The following is a 21,746-nucleotide window of genomic DNA, read 5'->3' as shown; positions in this document are numbered from 1 at the left end:
GCGTGGTATGTTATATCAATGTTAAGTAGGAGAATGTTTTTTGTCTTAATTTTCAGTAACTTATAGACGACTATGCAGCATATTTCCCGGAAAAAGATATTCTTCCCGCTCAATCCAGCCTTTCGCAAATACCTCAAGCTATACGAACGGGAGGTGAAACTCCCCGTATCGTACGAGGAGTTGAAATATTATGATAATGGCATACCCGTATATGATAAGGACGGAAAAGATACCCTTTGGGAAACCGTCTTCTATCCGCAAAGCATGATGACCAACCTGCACGCCGGCTTGAAACGTATCTATTCCATCCTCAAAGCTGGAGGCGATGAAGGCGCAGAAGAACACCTGCATATCGAACGGATCGACTACTGCACCTTCGGTAATTCCCACCCTTTCCGTATTAAGATCGTTAACAACTATAACGAGGTATACGACTATTTCTATATAAAAATAGCAGATGCCTCCCGCATCTACGGGCTCGAACTGGAACACATCCTGTCTCCCTACTGGATGAACTTCCTGGTAGATGGTAATACCCTGGTGGAAGAACATATAGCAGGTGTACCCGGCGATCAGTTCATCCTGCACTACCTGCATCGCCCAGAATTCAACCCCAAACGTATCGCTAAAGAGTTCGTCAAATTCAACGAACGCTGCTTCGTCCGCCTGCTGGGCGACATGCGCTCCTACAACTTCATATTCGATATCACCCCCGATTTCGATGACGTACAATTCCGGATCCGTGCCATAGACTTCGATCAGCAGTTCTACGAAGGCAAACGGACCCTCTATATGCCCCAGTACTTTAAGGAAAACAGGGTTTTTGTAGAGCTGGCTATGCAACACCTCAATGCCGAAGTAGTGAAACAATACCAGCAGGAAGAAAGGGCCCTGATCGCCCGCCGGATGAAAGTGCAACGCCACCGCATCAAAGATCTTCGCGACGTCATCATGGCAGATCGTGTATCCTTCCCCGAAAAGATCCAGCAACTGGGCGATGAACTGGCCCAATACTACGGCGACAAAGTGTTCGCCCGGTGTAAAACCATGGGAGAGATCATCGAACGGAGCCTCAAACGTTTATTGGTACAAAGCCTCAAATAAGAGGGCCGATAAAAAAATCCCAGCCCCGGACGCGGTACATTTACTATTTCCTATCTTTGGTCAGTTATGGAGTTCAAATTCTTCTATCATTTCGGGAAATACCTCCTGATGCTGAAAGGTATGTTCTCGAAACCCGAGAACGGCAAGATGTACTGGAAACAATTCATGCAGCAATGCGTGGAAATAGGTATAGGCTCACTGGGTATCGTATTTATTATCTCCCTGTTCATGGGAGGCGTAACCACATTACAGACCGCCTACCAGCTGATAAGCCCCATCATTCCCAAAAGCACCATCGCACAGATCGTTAGGGACACTATTATATTGGAATTCGCCCCCACCCTCACTTGTATCGTACTGGCAGGGGTGATCGGCTCCAAAATTGCCTCCGAACTGGGGAATATGCGTATATCCGAACAGATCGATGCCCTGGAGATCATGGGGATCAATACCAAAGGATACCTCGTTCTTCCCAAGATAATGGCAGCACTGCTCACCATTCCCTGCCTGGTCATCATCGCCGGATTCCTGGGTATCTTCGGTGGTAAACTGGCTGGGGTAGTAGCCGGTATCATCTCCAATGAACAGTTCTTGAGAGGTTTAAGGCAGGAATTCAAAGCATATAACGTATTCTTCGCCTTAAGCAAATCATATACTTTTGCTTTCATTATTGCCAGCGTATCCGCCTACTATGGCTACAACGTGCAAGGTGGCGCCCTGGAAATAGGAAAGGCGAGCACCACCTCAGTAGTAGTAAGCTGCGTGCTGATCCTCTTTGCCGACTATGCACTTTCAGCCGTACTGCTCTGATGAGTAGTAAGCAACGAAGATATTGAGAACGTTTTTTAAATACCGCCAGGCCCTACCTGCCGGTTAGTCCGAAATAATATGATCGAACTACAGGACATTAGAAAAGGATTTGGAGATAAAGAAGTACTTAAAGGTGTCTCCGCTACCATGGAGGCCGGAAAAGTAAACCTGATCATCGGCTCTTCCGGTAGTGGTAAGACCGTAATGATGAAGTGCATGGTAGGCCTTATCGAAGTAGATGAAGGCAAGATCCTGTATAATAACCAGGATTTTACCAGCATGCAGGTAAACGAACGAAAAGCAATCCGCCAGGAAATAGGTATGCTTTTCCAGGGTTCCGCCCTCTTCGATAGTATGACCGTAGAGCAAAACGTGATGTTCCCGCTCGAAATGTTCGGAAAAGGTTCCTCCCGGGAGAAAAAACAACGCGTTATGGAGTGCCTGGACCGCGTACAGCTCAAAGACGCCGCCAAAAAATACCCGGCAGAGATCAGCGGTGGCATGAAAAAAAGAGTCGGTATCGCCAGGGCCATCGTACTGAATCCTAAATACCTCTTCTGCGACGAACCCAACTCCGGCCTCGATCCACAGACCTCCCTGCTCATCGATAACCTCATCAAAGAACTGACCGTCGAATACAATATCACCACAGTGATCAATACCCACGATATGAACACCGTAATGGAACATGGAGATCATATCGTCTACATGTACCAGGGTAAAAAACAGTGGGAAGGCAGCAACAAAGACATCATTTTCAGTAAAGATAAACTGCTGAACGACTTTATCTTTGCCTCCGAATTCTTGCAGGAAGCTAAAGAGATCCGCCAGCAGGAAATGTTCCAGGATAAAGACTGGCGCACTAAACTGGGCAAAAAAGACTAGGATATTAATTCTCTGTAAGGCATTCGCCTGGCAGGGGGTGATTTTTGTTTAATCTTTGTACTTTTGCCGCACCCCGTTCAGGGGGGAACTAGTAAATCAATAAATATTAAACCAATAAACCAAGCGCGATGAGTGTTTTAGTTAATAAGCATAGCAAAGTGATTGTGCAGGGATTTACCGGTACGGAAGGTACATTCCATGCTACTCAGATGATAGAATACGGTACACAGGTAGTAGGCGGCGTTACACCCGGTAAAGGAGGCACTTCCCACCTGGAGCGTCCGGTGTTCAATACCGTAGCAGATGCGGTAAAGGCCACAGGAGCAGATGTTTCTATCATTTTTGTACCACCGGCATTTGCCGCTGACGCGATCATGGAAGCTGCCGAAGCTGGCATCGCCCTGGTAGTATGTATCACCGAAGGTATCCCCGTACAGGACATGGTAAAAGCAAAAAGCTTCCTCCAAGGCCGTACTACACGCCTCATCGGGCCTAACTGCCCCGGTGTGATCACCGCAGAAGAAGCTAAAGTAGGTATCATGCCCGGTTTTATATTCAAAAAAGGCCGCATCGGTATCGTATCTAAATCCGGTACTCTCACCTATGAGGCTGCTGATCAGGTAGTTAAAGCTGGTTTAGGTATCTCTACCGCTATCGGTATCGGTGGCGACCCCATCATCGGTACACCCACCAAAGATGCCGTGGAACTGCTCATGAACGATCCCGAAACAGAAGGTATCATCATGATCGGTGAGATCGGTGGTAGCATGGAAGCCGAAGCCGCTCAGTGGATCAAAGCCAACGCTACTAAACCCGTAGTAGGCTTCATAGCCGGTCAAACTGCCCCTCCCGGCCGCCGTATGGGACACGCCGGTGCCATCATCGGTGGCGCAGATGATACTGCCGCCGCTAAAATGAAGATCATGGCAGAATGTGGCGTTCATGTAGTGGAAAGCCCCGCTAACATCGGTAAAACAATGGCCGAAGTACTTAGCAAAGCCACCGCTAAATAATCCGTAAAAAGGTTCAATAATTATACTCCCTCTGGTCACCACCAGAGGGATTTTTTTTGTCTTTTTGTAACTAAATGCTTGGTAAAGCGCTGAATATGTATAAATTACTGTTGTGGATATTGTGATATAAGTGATTGTTTGCCCCGTTTTATGGAAACTTCACTTACCTTGGCATCATAACCTATAAAAAAGCAAAACATATTACTGTAAATAAAGCTCCATTATGCGTCTGCTATCATTATTGTGTGCTATTGTTTTAATAACCGCTATAAAACCCGCTATGGCCCAGTTTAACTACGAAGAACGATGGAAGGCAGTCCTCTCCCTCGAGGAAAAAGGATTGCCCCAGTCTGCCCTGGAACAGGTCGATAAGATTTATACTCAGGCCGTTAAGGACAAAAAAGAAGTACAACAGATCAAAGCATTGATCTTCCGGATCAAATTCACCGAAAACCGGATTGAGAATAGCAATATTCAGCAACTGACCGAAATAGACCGGGAAATAAAACAACGGACCGGTGCCCCCAAAGCCATCCTGCAAAGCATGAAAGCCGAAATGCTCTGGATATACCTGCAGGATAATCGCTACCGGCTCTACAACGTCACCGCACAACCTTCCGGTACCAGCACCGATATCACCGCCTGGAGCATCGACCGCCTGCACCGGGAGATAGCAGCAACTTATGAGGCCTCCCTCAAAGACAAAGCCCTGCTGCAAAAGACAGACCTCACCGCCTACGACGACATCCTCGTTAAAGGAAAAGATACCCGGCACCTGCGCCCCGTCCTGTTCGATCTGCTCACTCACCGTGCCCTCAACTACTTTGCAAGCGGAGAAAGGGAACTGCTGGAACCTTCCAATCAGTTCGAACTGACGGACGAGGCAGCCTACGCGCCTGCCGCCGTCTTTGCCGCCCATAAATTCACCACAGGAAATAAAGAATCACAACAATATCGCGCATTACTCCTGCTTCAGGAATTGATCAGCTTCCACCTCAATGGTAACCGTACCGCATTGCTGGATGCCGACCTGGCAAGAATGGAATTTGTGCAGCTCAACGCAGTAATGCCAGATAAAGACGCTCTCTACGAAAAAGCATTGCTGAAAATGCAACAGGACTATAAAGGCGAAAAAGAAGTGACACGCGCCTATTTCCTGTTAGCACAATACCTGTATGGACAGGTGGCCGAACGGCCGGATGAAGACGCCCCCTCCGCTCCCAAAGAACAAAAAGAAAACCTGGGCGCCCGCGCACTGGCGCTCTGTGAACAGGCAATAAAACTTGCCCCGGAAAGTAACGGCGGTAGCAGCTGTGCACAACTGCGCTGGCAGATACTCAGCCAGAACTTACAATTGCAGACAGAATTCATTAACCTGCCAGACAAACCCTTCCGTACACTGGTATCCTATCGCAACACCAGTAAAATATACCTGCGCGTAGCAAAAGTAGACGAGACCTTTCTTCAGCAACTACGCAAAACCCAGGCTGACTACCGGAATGGCGACGCACAGGCTAACTATTGGAAACTCATCCTCTCCCGACCCGTACTGACCGCCTGGGAACAACCAGTGCCCGACCCGAAAGATTACCGGGAACACAATACCGAAATAAAGATCAATGCCCTGCCCCTGGGACAATATATGATCGTTGCCAGCATAGCCGCAGACTTCCCTATGGAAAACAATCCGCTGGCCATGCAACTGATCCATACCTCCAACATCAGCTATATCGGCAACCAAACCAACCAGTATTACGCACTGCATCGGGAAACAGGCGAGCCTCTCGCCGGCGTAAAACTGAAAGTATGGGATAATGCCACCTACTACAACCAGAAAGATACCCGTGCCGTAATCTATGAAGGCACCACCGACAAACAGGGACTGGTTACCCCCAAAGTGGCCAAGAACAACCGGTATGTCCGATATGAGTGGACATGGGGAAATGATCACCTCTTCCCGGACGAAAGCAGATATATCTATGATAACAGCTATCGCCCGAATAAAGAAGAAGAAAACAAGATACATACCTTCCTCTTTAGCGACAGAGGCATCTACCGTCCCGGACAAACAGTGTACTTCAAAGGGATCGTAATCAGAAAGGATAAAAATGAAAAGAGCCGCATAGTACCTAATTACAAGACGACGATATCCCTCACAGACGCAAATGGAGATGAAGCCGACTCCGTTGTGGTAACTTCCAACGAATATGGCGCTTATTCCGGCAAATTTAAATTGCCCGAAGGCCGGATGAATGGAGAGTTCACCATCGCCGATAGCGACGAGACCGGACAGATCACCTTCGCAGTAGAAGAATATAAACGACCCAAATTCAAAGTAGCATTCGAACCGGTAAAAGGTACTTACCGTGTAGGCGATAAAGTAAGCGTACAGGGGAATGCTACTGCATACGCCGGCAATATCATTAACGGCGCCAAAGTAAAATATCGGGTAGTACGTACCGTAAGATACCCTTACCCATGGCTCTTCGGATACAGGTCAATACCCTATGGTAACAGCCAGGAGATCATTTCAGGCGAGGCGGAGACAGACAGTGCCGGTACCTTTACAGTCACCTTCCCTGCCATGCCCGATAAAAAGGTGAAACCATCCGATAAGCCAGTGTTCACCTACCAGGTATCTGCCGACGTGACGGACCTGAATGGAGAAACCCGTACAGGAGAAGTAAACGTAGCTGCCGGATACCAGGCTCTGGATATCAGTGTGGGACTGGGAGAAGAGATCACCCGCAAAGACCTGCAGAAAGTAGCTATCGTTACGGCCAATCTCAATAATAACTTTGAACCGGCAGATATACAGGTAGCCTTACTGCCCCTGCAACACCCGGATAGACTCCTACGCAAACGTTACTGGCAACAACCCGATCAGTTTACGCTATCCCAGGAAGAGTATGTGCGTTTGTTCCCGCTGGATATCTATAAAGATGAAGACAAACCCGCCAGCTGGAAACGTAATGCCGCTGCCTGGCAAAAGAACTTCCGTACCGTAAAAGACAGTACGACAGATCTCTATGCCGCCGCAACCACACCGGGATGGTACGAACTGCAAGTGTCTGCAACCGATAAGTATGGCGAAAAAGTAATACAGAAAAAGGTATTCCAGCTGATAGACGAAAGGGCCGATAAATTGCCTTTCCCGGCTTATATGCAGGTGGCAACCGAAGATAAGACATATGAACCTGGCGAACAGGTGAATGTAGCCTTCGGCACAACAGCAGGTAAAATACACCTCCTTCAGCAGGTAGAAAGGACGGAAGATGACGAGGAGATCAAGTTCCTGACACTAAACAGTGGTATTAAAAGGATCAGCTATCCGGTAACTGATAAAGACCGGGGCAACTTCTCCATCTCCTACACCTTTGTAAAAGACAACCGGGTATTCAGCTGGAAAAAACAAGTAGCGGTGCCCTGGACCAATAAACAGCTAAAGATCGAGTTGGCAGCCCATCGGGATAAATTGCTGCCTGGTGAAAAAGAAAAGTGGACCCTGAATATCAGCGGTAGTAAGAAAGAAAAAGTAGCCGCCGAACTGATGGCTACCATGTACGACGCATCCCTCGATGCTTTCCGCACGGCCAACTGGAGCCTGCCCGATCTCTATCGCACCTACTATGGAAAAGATGTCTGGAACGGCGCCGACAACTTTAAAAGTATCTCAGCCGTTATCTGGCAAAGAATACAACCACCTCCGGTTAAAGAAGGCGATTCCTACGATGCCCTCAACTGGTTTGGCTGGAGAGGAAGAGGAGAGGGAGTATATGAAAGGCAGATACGTATCCGTGGTGCGGCATCATTAGGCAGATCAGGTGGAAAAAACCTAGCTATGCCTCCTCCGGCACCCGAGGCCAGGATGATGGAAAAGAGCGTGGCAGCATCCGCTCCAGCTATGTTAGAAGGTAAAATGGCCGGTGTGCAGATGGCTGACAATGCTACCCTGAATGAGTCTGTTGTGGTAGGCTACAGTAGTGGTCCGAAGAAAAAAGAAGAAGTGCCTGTACAGCCTCGTAAGAACTTTAATGAGACCGCTTTCTTCCTGCCCGAGTTACACACAGATGCCAATGGCAATATCGCGTTTGACTTTATTGTGCCGGAAGCATTGACTACCTGGCGCTTTATGGGACTGGGACATACCAAAGAACTGTCATTTGGATATATAGAGAGCAGCATCACCACCCAGAAGCCGCTAATGGTACAACCCAATGCACCGCGTTTCCTCCGCGAAGGCGATCGTATGGAGTTCAGCGCCAAGATCAGCAATCTTGCAGACAGCACCCTGATCGGGCAGGCACGCCTGGAACTGATAGACGCAACGACCATGAAGCCAGTAGATGGCTGGTTCCAGAACCTGTTCCCCGTTCAGCACTTTACCGTACAAAAAGGACAAAGCACCGCTGTAAGTTTCCCCTTACAGATACCTTACAGTGTGGAAGCACCCCTGTTATACAGGGTGGTGGCACAGGCCGGTAACTTCAGCGATGGAGAAGAAAATACCATCCCGGTACTGACCAACGCCATGCTGGTGACAGAGACGCTGCCACTGCCTGTGCGCGGAGATGGTAAACATACTTTCCGGATGGACAAACTGCTGAACAGCGGGAAATCTTCTACACTCAGACAACATGCACTTACCGTAGAGTTTACCAGCAATCCCGCCTGGTACGCTGTACAGGCCCTCCCTTATCTGATGGAGTACCCTTATGAATGTTCAGAACAGGTATTCAATCGCTATTATGCCAACACACTGGCTGCACATATTGTAAACAAAGTACCGGGTATCAGGACTGTATTTGAGAAATGGAAGACGACCGATACTGCTGCACTACAGAGCAACCTGGAGAAAAATCAGGAACTGAAATCCCTGTTGCTGCAGGAAACACCCTGGGTATTGCAGGCTAAAGATGAAAATACCCAGAAGAAGAACATTGCATTGTTGTTCGATCTCAAACGTATGGATGCAGAAGCAGGACATGCCTTGGAACAACTGCAGCAAAAACAATTACCTTCTGGCGCATTCCCTTGGTTTACCGGCATGTGGGAAGACCGTTACATCACACAGTATATCCTGGCAGGTATTGGTCGTCTTGGCCAGCTCAAAGCCGCCCAGGTGGCAGCCGGAGATATGGTGGCAAAAGCACTGGGATACCTGGATACGCAGATAGACAAAGACTATCACCAGCTGAAGAATGGAAAAGCAGACCTGAATAAGCAACAGATCGGCAACTTACAGGCACATTACCTGTACCTGCGTGGCATGTTTGCAGACCAGCCCGTGCCAGCGGATATCAAACCTGCATATGATTATTATCTCGGACAGGCCAAAAAATATGGGCTTAATCTTTCCCGCTACTCACAGGCAATGATTGCCATTGCTTTGAACCGGGCAGGTGATGCCAATACAGCAAAACAGATCATCGCCTCCTTGAAGGAAAACGCGATCGTGTCCAAAGAGCAGGGTATGTATTGGAAAGAGATACGTGGTGGATACTATTGGCACGAAGCACCCATTGAAACACAGGCAATGCTGGTAGAGGCATTTGAACTGGTTACCAAAGATGAAGTAGCCGTAGCGGATATGAAGACCTGGTTGCTGAAAAACAAACAGACCAACAACTGGTCTACCACCAAAGCAACCGCCGACGCTTGCTACGCCGTGCTGTTATCCGGGGATAACTGGCTGGCAGCTGCGCCGCAAGTGGAGATCGATTTGGGAGGTAAAGTAATCAAACCTACTACCGGCCAGGCCGAAGCGGGGACTGGTTACTTCAAGGATCGGGTGGCATCCCAGGAGGTAAAACCTGCTATGGGAAATGTGACCGTGAATATTAAAGACAGCAAAGGACAGCCCGCCTGGGGAGCTATCTACTGGCAGTATTTTGAGCAGTTGGATAAGATCACACCAGCGCAGACACCGCTGAGCCTGCAGAAACAACTGTTCATCCAGCGTAATAGTCCCAAAGGGCCGGTACTCACCAAAGTAGAAGAAGGAAATCAGCTGAAAGTGGGCGATAGGGTGAAAGTACAGGTGATCCTGAAAACAGACCGGGACATGGAATACGTACACCTGAAAGATATGCGTGCCGCCGGTTTTGAACCGGAGAACGTGATCAGTGCCAGCAAATGGCAGAATGGCCTGAGTTACTATGAGAGCACCAAGGATGCTGCTACCAACTTCTTCTTTAGCTATCTGCCGAAAGGTACCCACGTATTTGAGTATACGTTGTTCGTCACCCATATCGGGGATTATTCAAACGGCATCAGCACGGTACAGTGTATGTATGCACCGGAGTTCAGCGCGCATAGCGAAGGCATCCGGGTGAAAGTAGTAGAGTAAGTACGGTTATACTTTTAAAAATGAGAGGGCGGCCACAAGCGTGGTCGCCCTCTTCATATACAGCCGGTGCTAACGTGCTATATAACATCGGCGGGGCAAATAGTATATTCGCAGCTGATCATGCAAGTAGATTATATCATAGTAGGACAGGGGATCGCCGGTACCATGCTTAGCTGGCACCTCCTGAAAGCCGGCCAGACGGTGCTGGTAGTAGATGCCCCCAAGGAAAACAGCGCCTCCCTGGTCGCGGCAGGTGTTATTAACCCGGTGTCGGGACGGCGGCTGGAACTTGGATGGCTGTATGAAACCTTCTATACCTACGCTGCCGGATGTTACCGGGATATGGAGCAGCAACTGCAAAGCTCCTTTTTTACGGAGCGGGATATCTGGATGGTGATGCCTTCGGAACAACTACGTACTGCCTTCCGGGAGCGGTTGCCGCAATTTCCGGCGTTGTTAAAGGGATATGAGCCCGATGCAGCGAAATATGCCCCCTGGCTGGATCAGCCATTTGGTGCCGGAGTAGTAGGAGGTGCCACAGTGCAATTGAACGCTCTTATTCCTGCCTGGAAACAGCGACTAAAGGACAGTGGGATATTGCTGGATGAGCGACTGGACCCGGCAAACCTGATAGAAACTACCGATGGCGTCACTTACAGGAACGTGCAAGCGCGTAGGGTGATCTTTTGCGAGGGCGCTGCTGTAGGGGCACATCCCTGGTTCTCGGGGTTACGCTGGCTGCCAAGTAAGGGGGAGGTGTTGATGGTCCGAATCCCGGGGTTTGAAACGGCGGATATCATCAAAAGGAGCATTACGCTGGTGCCGCAAGGCGGAGATCTGTACTGGGCGGGGGCCACTTTTGCCTGGACGGACCCTGATGAGCTGCCTACCCCGGCACAGCGGGATAAGCTGGAAGAAGGGCTCCGGCAGTTGCTGAAAGTACCCTACGAGGTAGTCGGCCAGCTGGCCGCGATCCGACCCTCCTTGCAGGAGCGGCGCCCGGTGATGGGGATGCTGCCGGACCGGCCGTCTATCGGTATTTTTAATGGAATGGGGACCAAGGGAAGCTCCCTGGCGCCCTATATGGCCGCTCATTTTACCACCCACCTGGAAGAGAACGTCCCCTTATTGAAAGAAGTAGATATTAAAGAATATTTCAAGAAGTAAAGAGGCAGAAATGCGGGCGCAAAACGTATCTTTGCCCCCCAGTGAATTATTCAACATTTGAAATATCTTATATAAAATGTACAGAACGCATACATGTGGCGAATTAAGAATGGAGCACGTGGGTCAGCAAGTGTCGCTGGCCGGTTGGGTACAGACAGTTAGAAAGTTTGGAAGCATCACCTTTGTGGATCTGCGTGACCGTTACGGCATTACCCAGCTGCTGTTTGGTGAGGACCTCAATGCACAACTGGACGCACAGCCTTTGGGCCGTGAGTTCGTGTTACACGTGACTGGCGCCGTTACCGAACGCTCCAGCAAAAACAAGAACATCCCTACCGGGGATGTGGAGATCACTGTACAACAGTTTACTATCCTCAATTCCTCTAAGACTCCTCCTTTTACTATACAGGATGATACAGATGGTGGTGATGAATTGCGTATGAAATACCGCTACCTTGATCTCCGTCGTAATATCGTAAAGCAGAACCTCGAACTGAGATACCGGGTGAACCGCTCCGCGCGTAACTTCCTGGACTCCCGTGGTTTTATGGAGATCGAAACGCCATTCCTCATCCGTTCTACGCCGGAAGGCGCCCGCGATTTCGTGGTACCCAGCCGTATGAACCCTAATGAGTTCTATGCGTTGCCACAATCTCCGCAGACCTTCAAACAGTTGCTGATGGTAAGTGGTTACGACCGCTACTACCAGATCGTGAAGTGTTTCCGTGATGAAGACCTGCGTGCTGACCGTCAGCCGGAATTCACGCAGATCGACTGTGAGATGAGTTTTGTGGAGCAAGAAGATGTATTGCAGACTTTTGAAGGTATGGTGAAACATGTCTTCCAGGATATCAAGGGGATTACCTTTAACGAGCCATTCCCCCGCATGACCTGGGAAGATGCCATGGAGTACTATGGTAATGACAAACCGGATATCCGCTTTGAAATGAAGCTGGTAAATCTGGGTACCGTGGTGAAGGATAGTGGTTTCAAGGTGTTTGACGAAGCAGAACTGGTGATAGCTATCTGTGCGAAAGGTTGCGCGGAGTATACCCGTAAGCAGCTGGATGAACTGACCGACTGGGTAAAACGTCCGCAGATAGGCATGAGCGGCCTTATATACGCCCGTTACAATGCAGATGGTACTATTAAGAGTTCCGTAGATAAATTCTTTGATGAGACGAAGCTGAAAGCCTGGGCAGAGAAATGCCAGGCAGAGCCGGGAGATCTGATCCTGGTGCTTGCTGGTAAAGAAGAGCGTACCCGTAAGGCGATGAGTGAGCTTCGCCTGGAAATGGGGGAGCGTATGGGCCTTCGTAAGAAGGATGACTTCAAGCCACTATGGGTGATCGACTTCCCGCTGTTGGAATATGCGGAAGAAGAGAACCGCTGGGTAGCCCGTCACCATCCGTTTACCTCACCTAAACCAGACCAGATCATGCTGATGGATGATACCTCCAGGTATGCGGAGATAAAAGCCAATGCTTACGACATCGTACTGAATGGTACGGAAGTAGGGGGCGGTTCTGTACGTATCTTCCAGCGTGACCTGCAGGAGAAAATGTTCTCCGCATTGGGCATGTCGAAAGAAGAGGCACAGCATAAGTTCGGCTTCCTGCTTGGCGCTTTTGAATACGGTGCACCACCTCACGCAGGTATTGCCTTTGGGTTTGACAGGTTATGTTCACTGCTGGGTGGCAGCGAGAGTATCCGTGACTTTATCGCTTTCCCGAAAAATAATTCCGGCAGGGACGTGATGCTCGATGCGCCATCTGATATTGAACAGCATCAGTTAGATGAGTTGAAGATCAAGCTGGTAAAAGAATAGCCCCGGGAATATCCCAAATTACCGGGATAAGAACGGTGCTCATTTGTAATTAATTTTGCGGGCCTTAGGTATAGATCCTTCCCGTTACAATATGATCCCACACCCGCCAGGTGTGGGATCGATAATTACAGTCGAGATTTGGTAATTCAGGAAAATATATTATTTTTATTTTTAAACTAATCACAATCTGTACGAAACGGGAGTGCAATTTTAGGTAAAGTGCAGTGCAGGAAAGATGCCTATGCAGGATACCAAACGATCTATAGCCATATCTGAAAGCAACGTTACTGCTTGTAAACGCTTCTTCTTTGGATGCGTATTTATTTGCTGTCTTTTCACCAGCCAGCTTTTATCTGCTCAACACAGTACCAGTAGTTATATCCGGAAGTACTCACCGATATCTGTACGGCTGATGGAGGAGACGGGTGTACCGGCCAGTGTAATACTGGGGGTTGCGATGCTGGAATCCGGAACTGGGACCAGCCGTAATGTGAAGCTGTTGAAGAATCACTTTGGGATCGTAGGGCGTAATAGTCTCGGTAAGTTAAAGACCAAGTACCGTTCCCGCTATAAGCAATATGAAACGGATACGGCTTCTTACCGTCATTTTGTGAAATTGCTGATGAAGCGGAAGTGGTTCCGGGATATGAAGGGTAATATGGAGTATGCGGTATGGCTGAAACATATGGATCATGGCGGCTATTCTTCAGCCGGGCATGTGTGGATCAAACGGGTTTCCGACATTATCCGCCGTTATAAGTTGTATAAGATGGATAAGGAAGATCACCTGACTTCAACTAATAAACAATAAAAAAAGAGCAACGATGTAGCCCAACTTTTTTGTCTGTGAGCAATTGCGGAGATATCCGCAGAACAAGGGGACACCACGAATGTGGTATTTTATTGAAAAACGCTGCTATACTGCATTATAATAGTGACTTTAGGAGTTCATTAACAAATCTCCTGTATAGTTTTGCGTAACCAACAAGAGTACATTTTTACCCGTTTTAAGTGCGTTTTCTATGTCTGGTAAAAGCAAACACGCATATCCCTTCTATATTATTTCAGGTACCCTGATTTGTTTGATACTGCTTTCGGTGGTCAGGAACACCTTTTCATTTAACGGATTTACTTTCCGGCCGCTGAATGTATTGTCTGATCTCCAGCAAAGTGATCCGCCGCCACTTGTTGAGAAGAAGGCGGTAGCGGCTACCAAGCAGCTTAAGGCAACGCCTGGTCAGCCGGCAGGTTCTACTGCTGTACTTACCCATGAGCCTCCTGCGGACTTTATGTCTTATACCGGTATCATTAATTATCCGGCGCCGGTGGAAGCAAGTACGGTGGCACCCGGCATGCAGCATTTCGTGCAGGCATTGACGGACCTGCGGCATGGGCAACGGAAGAAGGTGCGTATTGCTTACTTCGGTGATTCTATGATCGAAGGTGATCTTATCACGGAAGATCTGCGGGATAGCTTGCAAACGATGTTTGGCGGTATGGGTGTGGGATTTGTTCCCGCTACCAGTATTGTAGCTACGTACCGCACGACGATATTGCATAGTTTCTCTGGTAATTGGAAAGATTACCACTATAAGAATAATCCACCGGAAGATGTGATGCTCGGCATTTCGGGGCATACTTTTATTCCTGGTGCTGATAGCTGGATCAAGTATACGCCCGTGAAGAAACCTCGCCTGAACCGGTTTGATGAGGTAAGTATCCTGTATGGGCCTGCGGAAGGCAACAGTGCGGTGGCGGTAAATGACCGCAATATACCGCTGGGTGGTACTGCCGAAGTAAATATGGTCACCTTTAAGCAGGATACTGCTATGCCTGGTTTGTTGCTGAAGTGTGCAGCTGGTATGAATACACCATTGTATGGGCTTTGTTTTGAAAGCGATAGTGGTGTGTTCGTGGATAATTATTCTTTTCGCGGTATCAGCGGGATAGAGCTGGCTAAGTTATCATCGGGAATGTTGCAGCATTTGCAGCAGCAGCGTCCTTATGACCTGATCGTGCTGCACTATGGCGCCAATGTATTGTTCCGTCCGGAGCTAACGGACTACAGCTGGTATGAGCGGCCGATGGCGAAGGTGATGGATTCTTTGCGGCATCGCTTTCCGAACACTTCTTTCCTGATCATCAGTACGGCGGATAAATCCTATCGTAAGGGAGAGGAGTATGTGACAGCACCGGGTGTAGAAGCATTGATCAAAGTACAACATGATATGGCTGAGCGGTTTGGTACCGGGTACTGGAACCTGTTTGCCGCTATGGGCGGTGAAGGGGCGATGGTGCGTTGGGTGGAAGGAGATACGGTATTAGCCAATAAAGACTATACGCACTTTAACCGACAGGGCGCATCGAGGGTAGGCGCATTGCTGTATAAAGCAATCAAGCATGAGTTTGAACATCCGGCTTTTTCAAATTAGCGCGGCGCTGGCCTTATTCGCGGGTAGTTTGTTAGGAACTTCCCGGAAGGTAGCTGCACAATCATCATCGGCATATCCACATAACCAGATATTGCAGGATACGGCGTTGTATTCCTTTTTCGCTTTGCTGGAGCAGAAGGACAGTATGGTGATCCCAGTACTGCACCTGGGAGACTCGCACATACAGGCGGGCTATTATCCCGGCGCGGTGGCAGAAGGATTACAGGCACGCTTTGGTAATGCGGGGATGGGATGGGTATTCCCTTTTAATCTCGCCGGTACGAATGGACCGGAGGGATATCGCTGGCATAGCCCGGTGAGATGGCAGAGCGAACGCCTTGTTGACAAGCGAAAGACGGATCCGTTGGGCCCTGGCGCTATTACGATCTATACCGCTGCCGCTACTCCTTCCTTATCGTTTAATAACCGTACTACACAGCAGATAAAGGAGGTATCCCTGTTTTATGACACGGGTGATGTAGCGGATACTTTACAGTCCGGTGGGGCTACGGTTACCTATACGCCGATGCCTTATGCTACTTCTACCGCCATGCAGGCTACCTTGTTGTACCCGATAGGGCAACCGGAATTCCAGGTGAGCTGGCAACGTTCCGGTACGGCGCCGTTCCGGTTTTATGGCGGTATTATCCGGAATGGGCAACCCGGTATTTTGTATAGTGCCGTGGGAATAAACGGGGCGCAGTACTTTCAATATAATGAGCTGAACAGTACCTTGCAACTACAGATGGCGACTATGCAGCCCCGGTTGGTGATCATTTCCCTTGGTACCAATGAGGCATATGGCAGTCGTCCTGATGCGGCACAGTTTACCGCAGAGATTGACAAGACGGTACATTGGCTGCGCCAGGAGGACCCGAACGTCACGATCCTGTTAACTACTCCACCCGCCTGTATGCGTACGGTACGCACCGCATACCGCCGTAAAGTGGGAAAACGATATAAGACCTTGTACCGTAGCAGCCTATCGCCATGCCCGGGTATCACCCTGGTCACGGAGGAGATCAGAAAGTACTGTAAGGAACAGGGATTAGCCTGCTGGGATTTCAATGCTGTGAACAATGCCCGCGCTGCACTTTTCCGTAGCGGATGGGCACCTGATCATGTACATTTTAATCCGGCGGGATACAGGCAACAAGGTCAACTACTGTATGAGGCTTTGTCGGCTGCATACGACCGTTATATCCGTCTTAAGAAATCACTGCCATAATAAAATGATCGACATCAGTAAGCTGTTATCACAGCTGCTCTACAACCCGAATGACCCGGTATTGTTTAACAGTGCCTTTTTCATTTATTTCTTTGCCTTCTTTCTCCTTTGTTATCAGCTGGTAAGCGGCAGCAAGACCGGTAGGGTATGGGTGTTTACCCTATTTTCCCTGTACTTTTTCTATAAGGCATGTAACTACTACGTAGGATTGGTGATCCTGTCGGCGATCGTGGATTATAACCTGTCGCACTGGATACACCGTTCTACCAGTGCAAGTAAGAAAAAGGCATTGTTGGTGTTCAGTATCCTGATCAATATCGGTATGCTGTTTTACTTCAAGTACACGGACTTTTTCATTGGTATCGTCAACGATATTGGCATGGGACATTTCCGGCCTTTGCACCTGTTGTTGCCGATAGGGATATCCTTTTACACGTTTGAGAACCTGAGTTATACGATAGATGTGTACCGGGGAGAGTTTGAGCCTATCGAGGATTTTATGGATTACCTGTTTTTCCTGTCCTTCTTTCCCAAGCTGATGATGGGGCCTATTGTACGTGCTGCTGATTTTATCCCGCAGATATACAAGCCCTATCACCTGGATGCTACGGATGTCGGGAAAGGGATGGCACTGATCATTAGTGGGCTGTTTAAGAAAGTGGTGATCTCTGACTTTATCTATCTCAATTTTGTACAGTATATTTTTGACGATCCTACCAAACATACCGGCTTTGAATGCCTGATGGGGGTGTATGGGTATGCGCTGGTGATCTACTGTGACTTCTCGGGTTATTCTGATATGGCGATTGGTATTGCCCGCTGGACTGGGTTTAAGATACCGGCCAACTTTGATTCTCCTTATCAGAGTGCTTCTATTACGGAGTTCTGGCGTCGCTGGCATATTTCCTTGTCGTCCTGGTTGCGTGACTATATATACATACCATTGGGTGGGAACCGGAAGGGGACGGTGCGGCAGTATATCAACCTGGCGTTGACGATGCTGATAGGCGGTTTCTGGCATGGCGCCAGCTGGAATTTTATCTTTTGGGGAGGAATGCACGGTTCGGCGCTGGCGGTGGACAAGGTGCGGCTGACCTGGTTGAAAGCGACGGGGGGTATTCAACGCGCGGGGTTGTCGAAGGTATACCGCTTACTGGGTATACTATTTACTTTTCACTTTGTATGTTTCTGCTGGATATTCTTTAAGGCGACCACATTCGAGGCGGCCTGGACGCTGATCCGGCAGATCGTTTATAACTTCCAACCGGATGTGTGGCTGGAGTTTTACCAGGGATATGCGCAGGTGGTGTGGTTGATGTTATTGGGGTATTTCCTGCACTTCCTGCCGGTGCGCAGTGAGGATTGGTTTGAGCGCTCATTGTCGCGGGTGCCGGTATGGGCGGGAGTATTGATCATGGTATCCTTTATCTGGCTGCTGGCGCAAGTGAAGACCTTGCAACCGATGATCCCGATCTACTTCCAGTTTTAGTATTTTTACGGTAGTATCTCCGGGGAGGTACCTTGTTATTATGCTGGATTTTTTATTGCATTTATCTACGCCTGTATTATGGGTGTTGTTCTTTTTAGAGAACCTGCTGATCACCGTATTGGTATTGGCAGTGGGGCGTGTTATACAGCGATATGCAGCCCCGGCGGCGCTTCCATACCAATATACCCGTCGTGAATGGTTATGGTGTATCTTCACCAATGTACTGAATACGATTGTTACCTATATTGGGTTCTGGTGCTGGCGGAAGGGATGGATCACTATCAGCATCGCTTTTTCCTGGCGTATTTTGGTAGACTTCTGCCTGCTTTTCCTGGCGATGGACCTGTTGATGTATGCCTTTCATTTTATTGTACACAAGACTTTCCTGTATAAGGCGATCCACGAGCTGCATCATGCGGCTATTGACCCCAAGCCGATCGACCTTTTCATCCTGCATCCTGTGGAGACGTTGTGTTTTGGAGCGTTGTGGATATTGTTGCTGTTGTTATATCCGTTCAATATTTATGCGATCGTCATTTACCTGGTGGTGAATGTGGTGTTTGGTATGGTAGGGCACCTGGGAATAGAGCCTTTGCCTGCAGCTATTCTGAAGCGGCATTCCTGGCTGAAGTACCTGGGTACTTCCAGGTTTCATCATGATCATCACCAGGATGTGCATGCTAATTTTGGTTTTTATACTTCTCTCTGGGACCGCTTCTTTGGTACCTATAAGCCCTAATTATCCGGTGCTTTGAAGTAACGGACCGGACTGTAAAAAGGCTGTTCCGGACTGCAAAAACATTTTTTCATTAAATGTTTCCCGTCTACTTTTGCGCAAAATTCCTTTTTGCGCATGCGAACGATTAAGTCATTACTGGTATTGGGTGGCCTTGTGCTGCTATGCCAGGTTGCCAGGGCACAGTTCCTTATGGATATGATCGATACTACTACGAGCGTTGGCAAGGGGATGTTTTCCCTGTATAAGACTTACGATGCCTTGCGATTCAGCGGTTATTTGCAGCCGCAGTTCCAGTACGTTCAATCTAAGGGGGCGGATAGTTATGCCGGCGGGGATTTTCCGGCGCGGGTGAACAACCGGTTCATGTTGCGGCGGGGGCGATTGCGGGTGGATTATGCGCGATATAATAAGTCGGGGTATCCTATAGTGCAGTTTGCGTTCCAGTTTGACGGTACGGAGCGGGGAGTGGCTATTCGTGATTTCTGGGGACGTTTTTTCGAGAATAAGTGGAATGTGTTTTCATTGACGGCGGGGATGTTTGCCCGGCCTTTTGGCTATGAGGTGAACTTTTCTTCTGCGGACCGGGAGGCGCCGGAGCGCGGGCGTATGTCGCAGATACTGATGAAAACGGAGCGGGATCTGGGGGTGATGGCTTCATTTAATCCCAGGGACAAGCATCATCCGCTGGCATGGCTGGATGTGGACCTGGGTGTGTTTAACGGGCAGGGCTTGGCGGGGCCGGCGGATTATGACAGCCATAAGGATATCATCGGGCGTGTCAGTCTGAAGCCTATTGCGATCAATAGTGCCGGCTGGACACTGTCGGCCAGTGTATCCTGTCTGTATGGAGGGATGGAGCAGTTTTCGAAGTATGTATACCGGATGGATGGTGGTAATAATGCGACAAAAGGGTTCCAGGTGGATTCGACGGAGAGTAATGACGGCAAGATTGCGCCCCGGCATTATTACGGTGCGGATGTGCAGCTGAAGATACCTAATGGTAAGGGGAAGGGGAGTACGCAATTGCGGGCGGAGTATATCAGGGGGGTACAGACGGCTACTTCGCTGACTAGTGAGACGCCAGGTACTATCCCTATGATCGGTTCTAAATACGCCCCTTTATATATCCGTAATTTCGATGGTGCCTACTTTTATTTTCTGCAGAACCTGGGCAGTGACCGGCACCAGGTGGTGTTGAAGTATGATTGGTATGACCCTAATACCCGGTTGAGTGGGCGTCAGATCGGGGTGCCTAATACGAACACGTATGCTGCCGATGTACGATTTGATACATGGGGTGGTGGTTACGTCTATCATTTCAGCGATCAGCTGAAGATGACGCTTTGGTATGATGTAGTGCGGAATGAGTCTACTGAGCTGGAGGGATTCCAGGATGACATCCGGGACGACGTGTTTACCTGTCGTCTGCAATACCGTTTTTAATTGCTGAGATTATTCTTTGCCTGACTCGAGGGTGAAGCCGAAGGTAGAGCCTACTTCCGGTTTGCTTCTTACGTTGATGGTCTGGTTGTGTGCTTCGATGATGTGTTTAACAATCGCGAGGCCCAGGCCGGTACCGCCGATGTCGCGGCTACGTGCTCTGTCGGTGCGATAGAAACGTTCGAATACCCTGGGGAGGTGTTCTTCTGCCATACCGATACCATCGTCTGATATTTCTATCAGCACGCGTTTATCATCCATATTGTAGATGCTGGCGATGGTGTGGCCATCGGGTTTGCCGTACTTGATGGAGTTGTCTACGAGGTTGATGAGTACCTGTCTTACCTTTTCTTTATCGGCCTGTACATGTACGGGGGCTTCGCAGCCTTTTTTGAAGCTGAATTTAATGCCTTTGCTATTGGCTTTAAGGGACAGGGTGTCGAATACATCTTTGATGAGATCCTGGATGACGAACAGTTCTTTGTTGATCGTCATTTCGCCGCTTTCGAGTTTGGATATTTCGTCGAGGTCGTCGATAAGGCGGCAGAGGCGGTCGATATTTTTGGTAGCGTTCTTGAGGAACAGCTTATTGACATTTGGATCTTCGATGGCGCCATCGAGGAGGGTGTGGATATAGCCCTGTACGGCGAAGATGGGTGTTTTCAGCTCATGGGAGAGGTTGAGGAGGAATTCTTTGCGGAATGCTTCGTTGCGGCGGAGTATTTCCAGTTCTTCTTTCTTTTGGCTGGCCCATTTTTCTACATCTTCGCTTACTTCGTCGATGGTTTTGAGGGGGAGGATATTCTTGTTGAAGAAGTCTTCCCTTTTGGAGGCTTTGGTTTGATAAATGAACTTGTAGATGATCTTGATCTTTCGGTAGATGAAGTTCTGCAAGGTATAGAGGTAGAGGTAATAGGATACGAGGAAGGTCAATATGAATGCTACGAGCATTATTTTCCAGCTTCCATCTACCAAAAGGCTGCCTAACGATATGATGATCGATATAATAAGTGCAGTAAAACCCGCCAGTTTCTGGGGGGAAAGGTTTTTTGCTTTAAACATACTCCAAAGTGAGTAATTGGTATAATAGAGGGAAATTAATCTAATTTTTTTACTTGACATACAAGGTGGTGCTGTGCGTCATGTTGCGTGCGGACGCGAGCTGCCCTGAAAAGGGGGCAGTTATTATAAAAAATGAAGAACAGATAGTAAGGCGATGTGCCGGTGGTAAGGCGGAGCGCCGTTATTGCATTATAAAAGAA

At 48.7% G+C, this 21,746-nt stretch carries 14 protein-coding genes; 13 read left to right on the top strand and 1 reads right to left on the bottom strand.

The window, feature by feature from the left end; all coding sequences use genetic code 11:
- Window positions 1-72 precede the first annotated feature (72 nt).
- From KTO58_RS21365 to KTO58_RS21305, 13 genes are all read left to right on the top strand, one after another.
- A complete protein-coding gene (locus KTO58_RS21365) occupies window positions 73-1,104 on the top strand; it encodes a hypothetical protein (protein ID WP_095837449.1) in 1,032 nt (343 codons plus the stop codon).
- A 66-nt stretch (window positions 1,105-1,170) separates the two neighbouring features.
- The gene (locus KTO58_RS21360; RefSeq protein WP_095837450.1) at window positions 1,171-1,914 is read left to right on the top strand and encodes an MlaE family ABC transporter permease; all 744 of its coding nucleotides are present in this window, start codon (window positions 1,171-1,173) and stop codon (window positions 1,912-1,914) included.
- A gap of 78 nt (window positions 1,915-1,992) precedes the next feature.
- Window positions 1,993-2,799 (top strand): ABC transporter ATP-binding protein, encoded by an 807-nt coding sequence (locus KTO58_RS21355; RefSeq protein WP_095837451.1) that lies wholly within the window; start codon window positions 1,993-1,995, stop codon window positions 2,797-2,799.
- 128 nt (window positions 2,800-2,927) lie between these two features.
- On the top strand, window positions 2,928-3,812 hold the full coding sequence (gene sucD, locus KTO58_RS21350) for a succinate--CoA ligase subunit alpha (protein ID WP_095837452.1): 885 nt from the start codon (window positions 2,928-2,930) through the stop codon (window positions 3,810-3,812).
- Between the two features lie 280 nt (window positions 3,813-4,092).
- Window positions 4,093-10,161: an alpha-2-macroglobulin family protein gene (locus KTO58_RS21345; protein ID WP_198315163.1), complete on the top strand. Its 6,069-nt coding sequence runs from the start codon at window positions 4,093-4,095 to the stop codon at window positions 10,159-10,161.
- A 120-nt stretch (window positions 10,162-10,281) separates the two neighbouring features.
- Window positions 10,282-11,328: an NAD(P)/FAD-dependent oxidoreductase gene (locus KTO58_RS21340; RefSeq protein WP_095837454.1), complete on the top strand. Its 1,047-nt coding sequence runs from the start codon at window positions 10,282-10,284 to the stop codon at window positions 11,326-11,328.
- Between the two features lie 76 nt (window positions 11,329-11,404).
- Entirely contained in the window at window positions 11,405-13,156 is a 1,752-nt protein-coding gene (aspS, locus tag KTO58_RS21335) for an aspartate--tRNA ligase (protein WP_095837455.1), read from the top strand.
- 235 nt (window positions 13,157-13,391) lie between these two features.
- On the top strand, window positions 13,392-13,967 hold the full coding sequence (locus KTO58_RS21330; protein ID WP_095837456.1) for a glucosaminidase domain-containing protein: 576 nt from the start codon (window positions 13,392-13,394) through the stop codon (window positions 13,965-13,967).
- A gap of 211 nt (window positions 13,968-14,178) precedes the next feature.
- A complete protein-coding gene (locus tag KTO58_RS21325; RefSeq protein WP_095837457.1) occupies window positions 14,179-15,588 on the top strand; it encodes an SGNH/GDSL hydrolase family protein in 1,410 nt (469 codons plus the stop codon).
- The gene (locus KTO58_RS21320; protein WP_095837458.1) at window positions 15,557-16,816 is read left to right on the top strand and encodes a GDSL-type esterase/lipase family protein; all 1,260 of its coding nucleotides are present in this window, start codon (window positions 15,557-15,559) and stop codon (window positions 16,814-16,816) included. The genes KTO58_RS21325 and KTO58_RS21320 overlap by 32 nt, the downstream gene beginning before the upstream one ends.
- 4 nt (window positions 16,817-16,820) lie before the next feature.
- The gene (locus KTO58_RS21315; RefSeq protein WP_095837459.1) at window positions 16,821-18,305 is read left to right on the top strand and encodes an MBOAT family O-acyltransferase; all 1,485 of its coding nucleotides are present in this window, start codon (window positions 16,821-16,823) and stop codon (window positions 18,303-18,305) included.
- A gap of 40 nt (window positions 18,306-18,345) precedes the next feature.
- Window positions 18,346-19,044 (top strand): sterol desaturase family protein, encoded by a 699-nt coding sequence (locus tag KTO58_RS21310; protein ID WP_095837460.1) that lies wholly within the window; start codon window positions 18,346-18,348, stop codon window positions 19,042-19,044.
- A 114-nt stretch (window positions 19,045-19,158) separates the two neighbouring features.
- Entirely contained in the window at window positions 19,159-20,487 is a 1,329-nt protein-coding gene (locus tag KTO58_RS21305) for a putative porin (RefSeq protein ID WP_225859863.1), read from the top strand.
- A gap of 9 nt (window positions 20,488-20,496) precedes the next feature.
- Here the strand turns inward: KTO58_RS21305 and KTO58_RS21300 are convergent, their stop codons facing one another.
- A complete protein-coding gene (locus KTO58_RS21300; protein ID WP_198315164.1) occupies window positions 20,497-21,546 on the bottom strand; it encodes a sensor histidine kinase in 1,050 nt (349 codons plus the stop codon).
- Window positions 21,547-21,746 lie beyond the last annotated feature (200 nt).

The sequence above is a fragment of the Chitinophaga pendula genome, from assembly GCF_020386615.1.
In the GTDB taxonomy this organism is placed as follows: domain Bacteria; phylum Bacteroidota; class Bacteroidia; order Chitinophagales; family Chitinophagaceae; genus Chitinophaga; species Chitinophaga pendula.
Note: the sequence above shows the minus strand (reverse complement) of the source record. Positions and strands in the feature narration are given on the sequence as shown.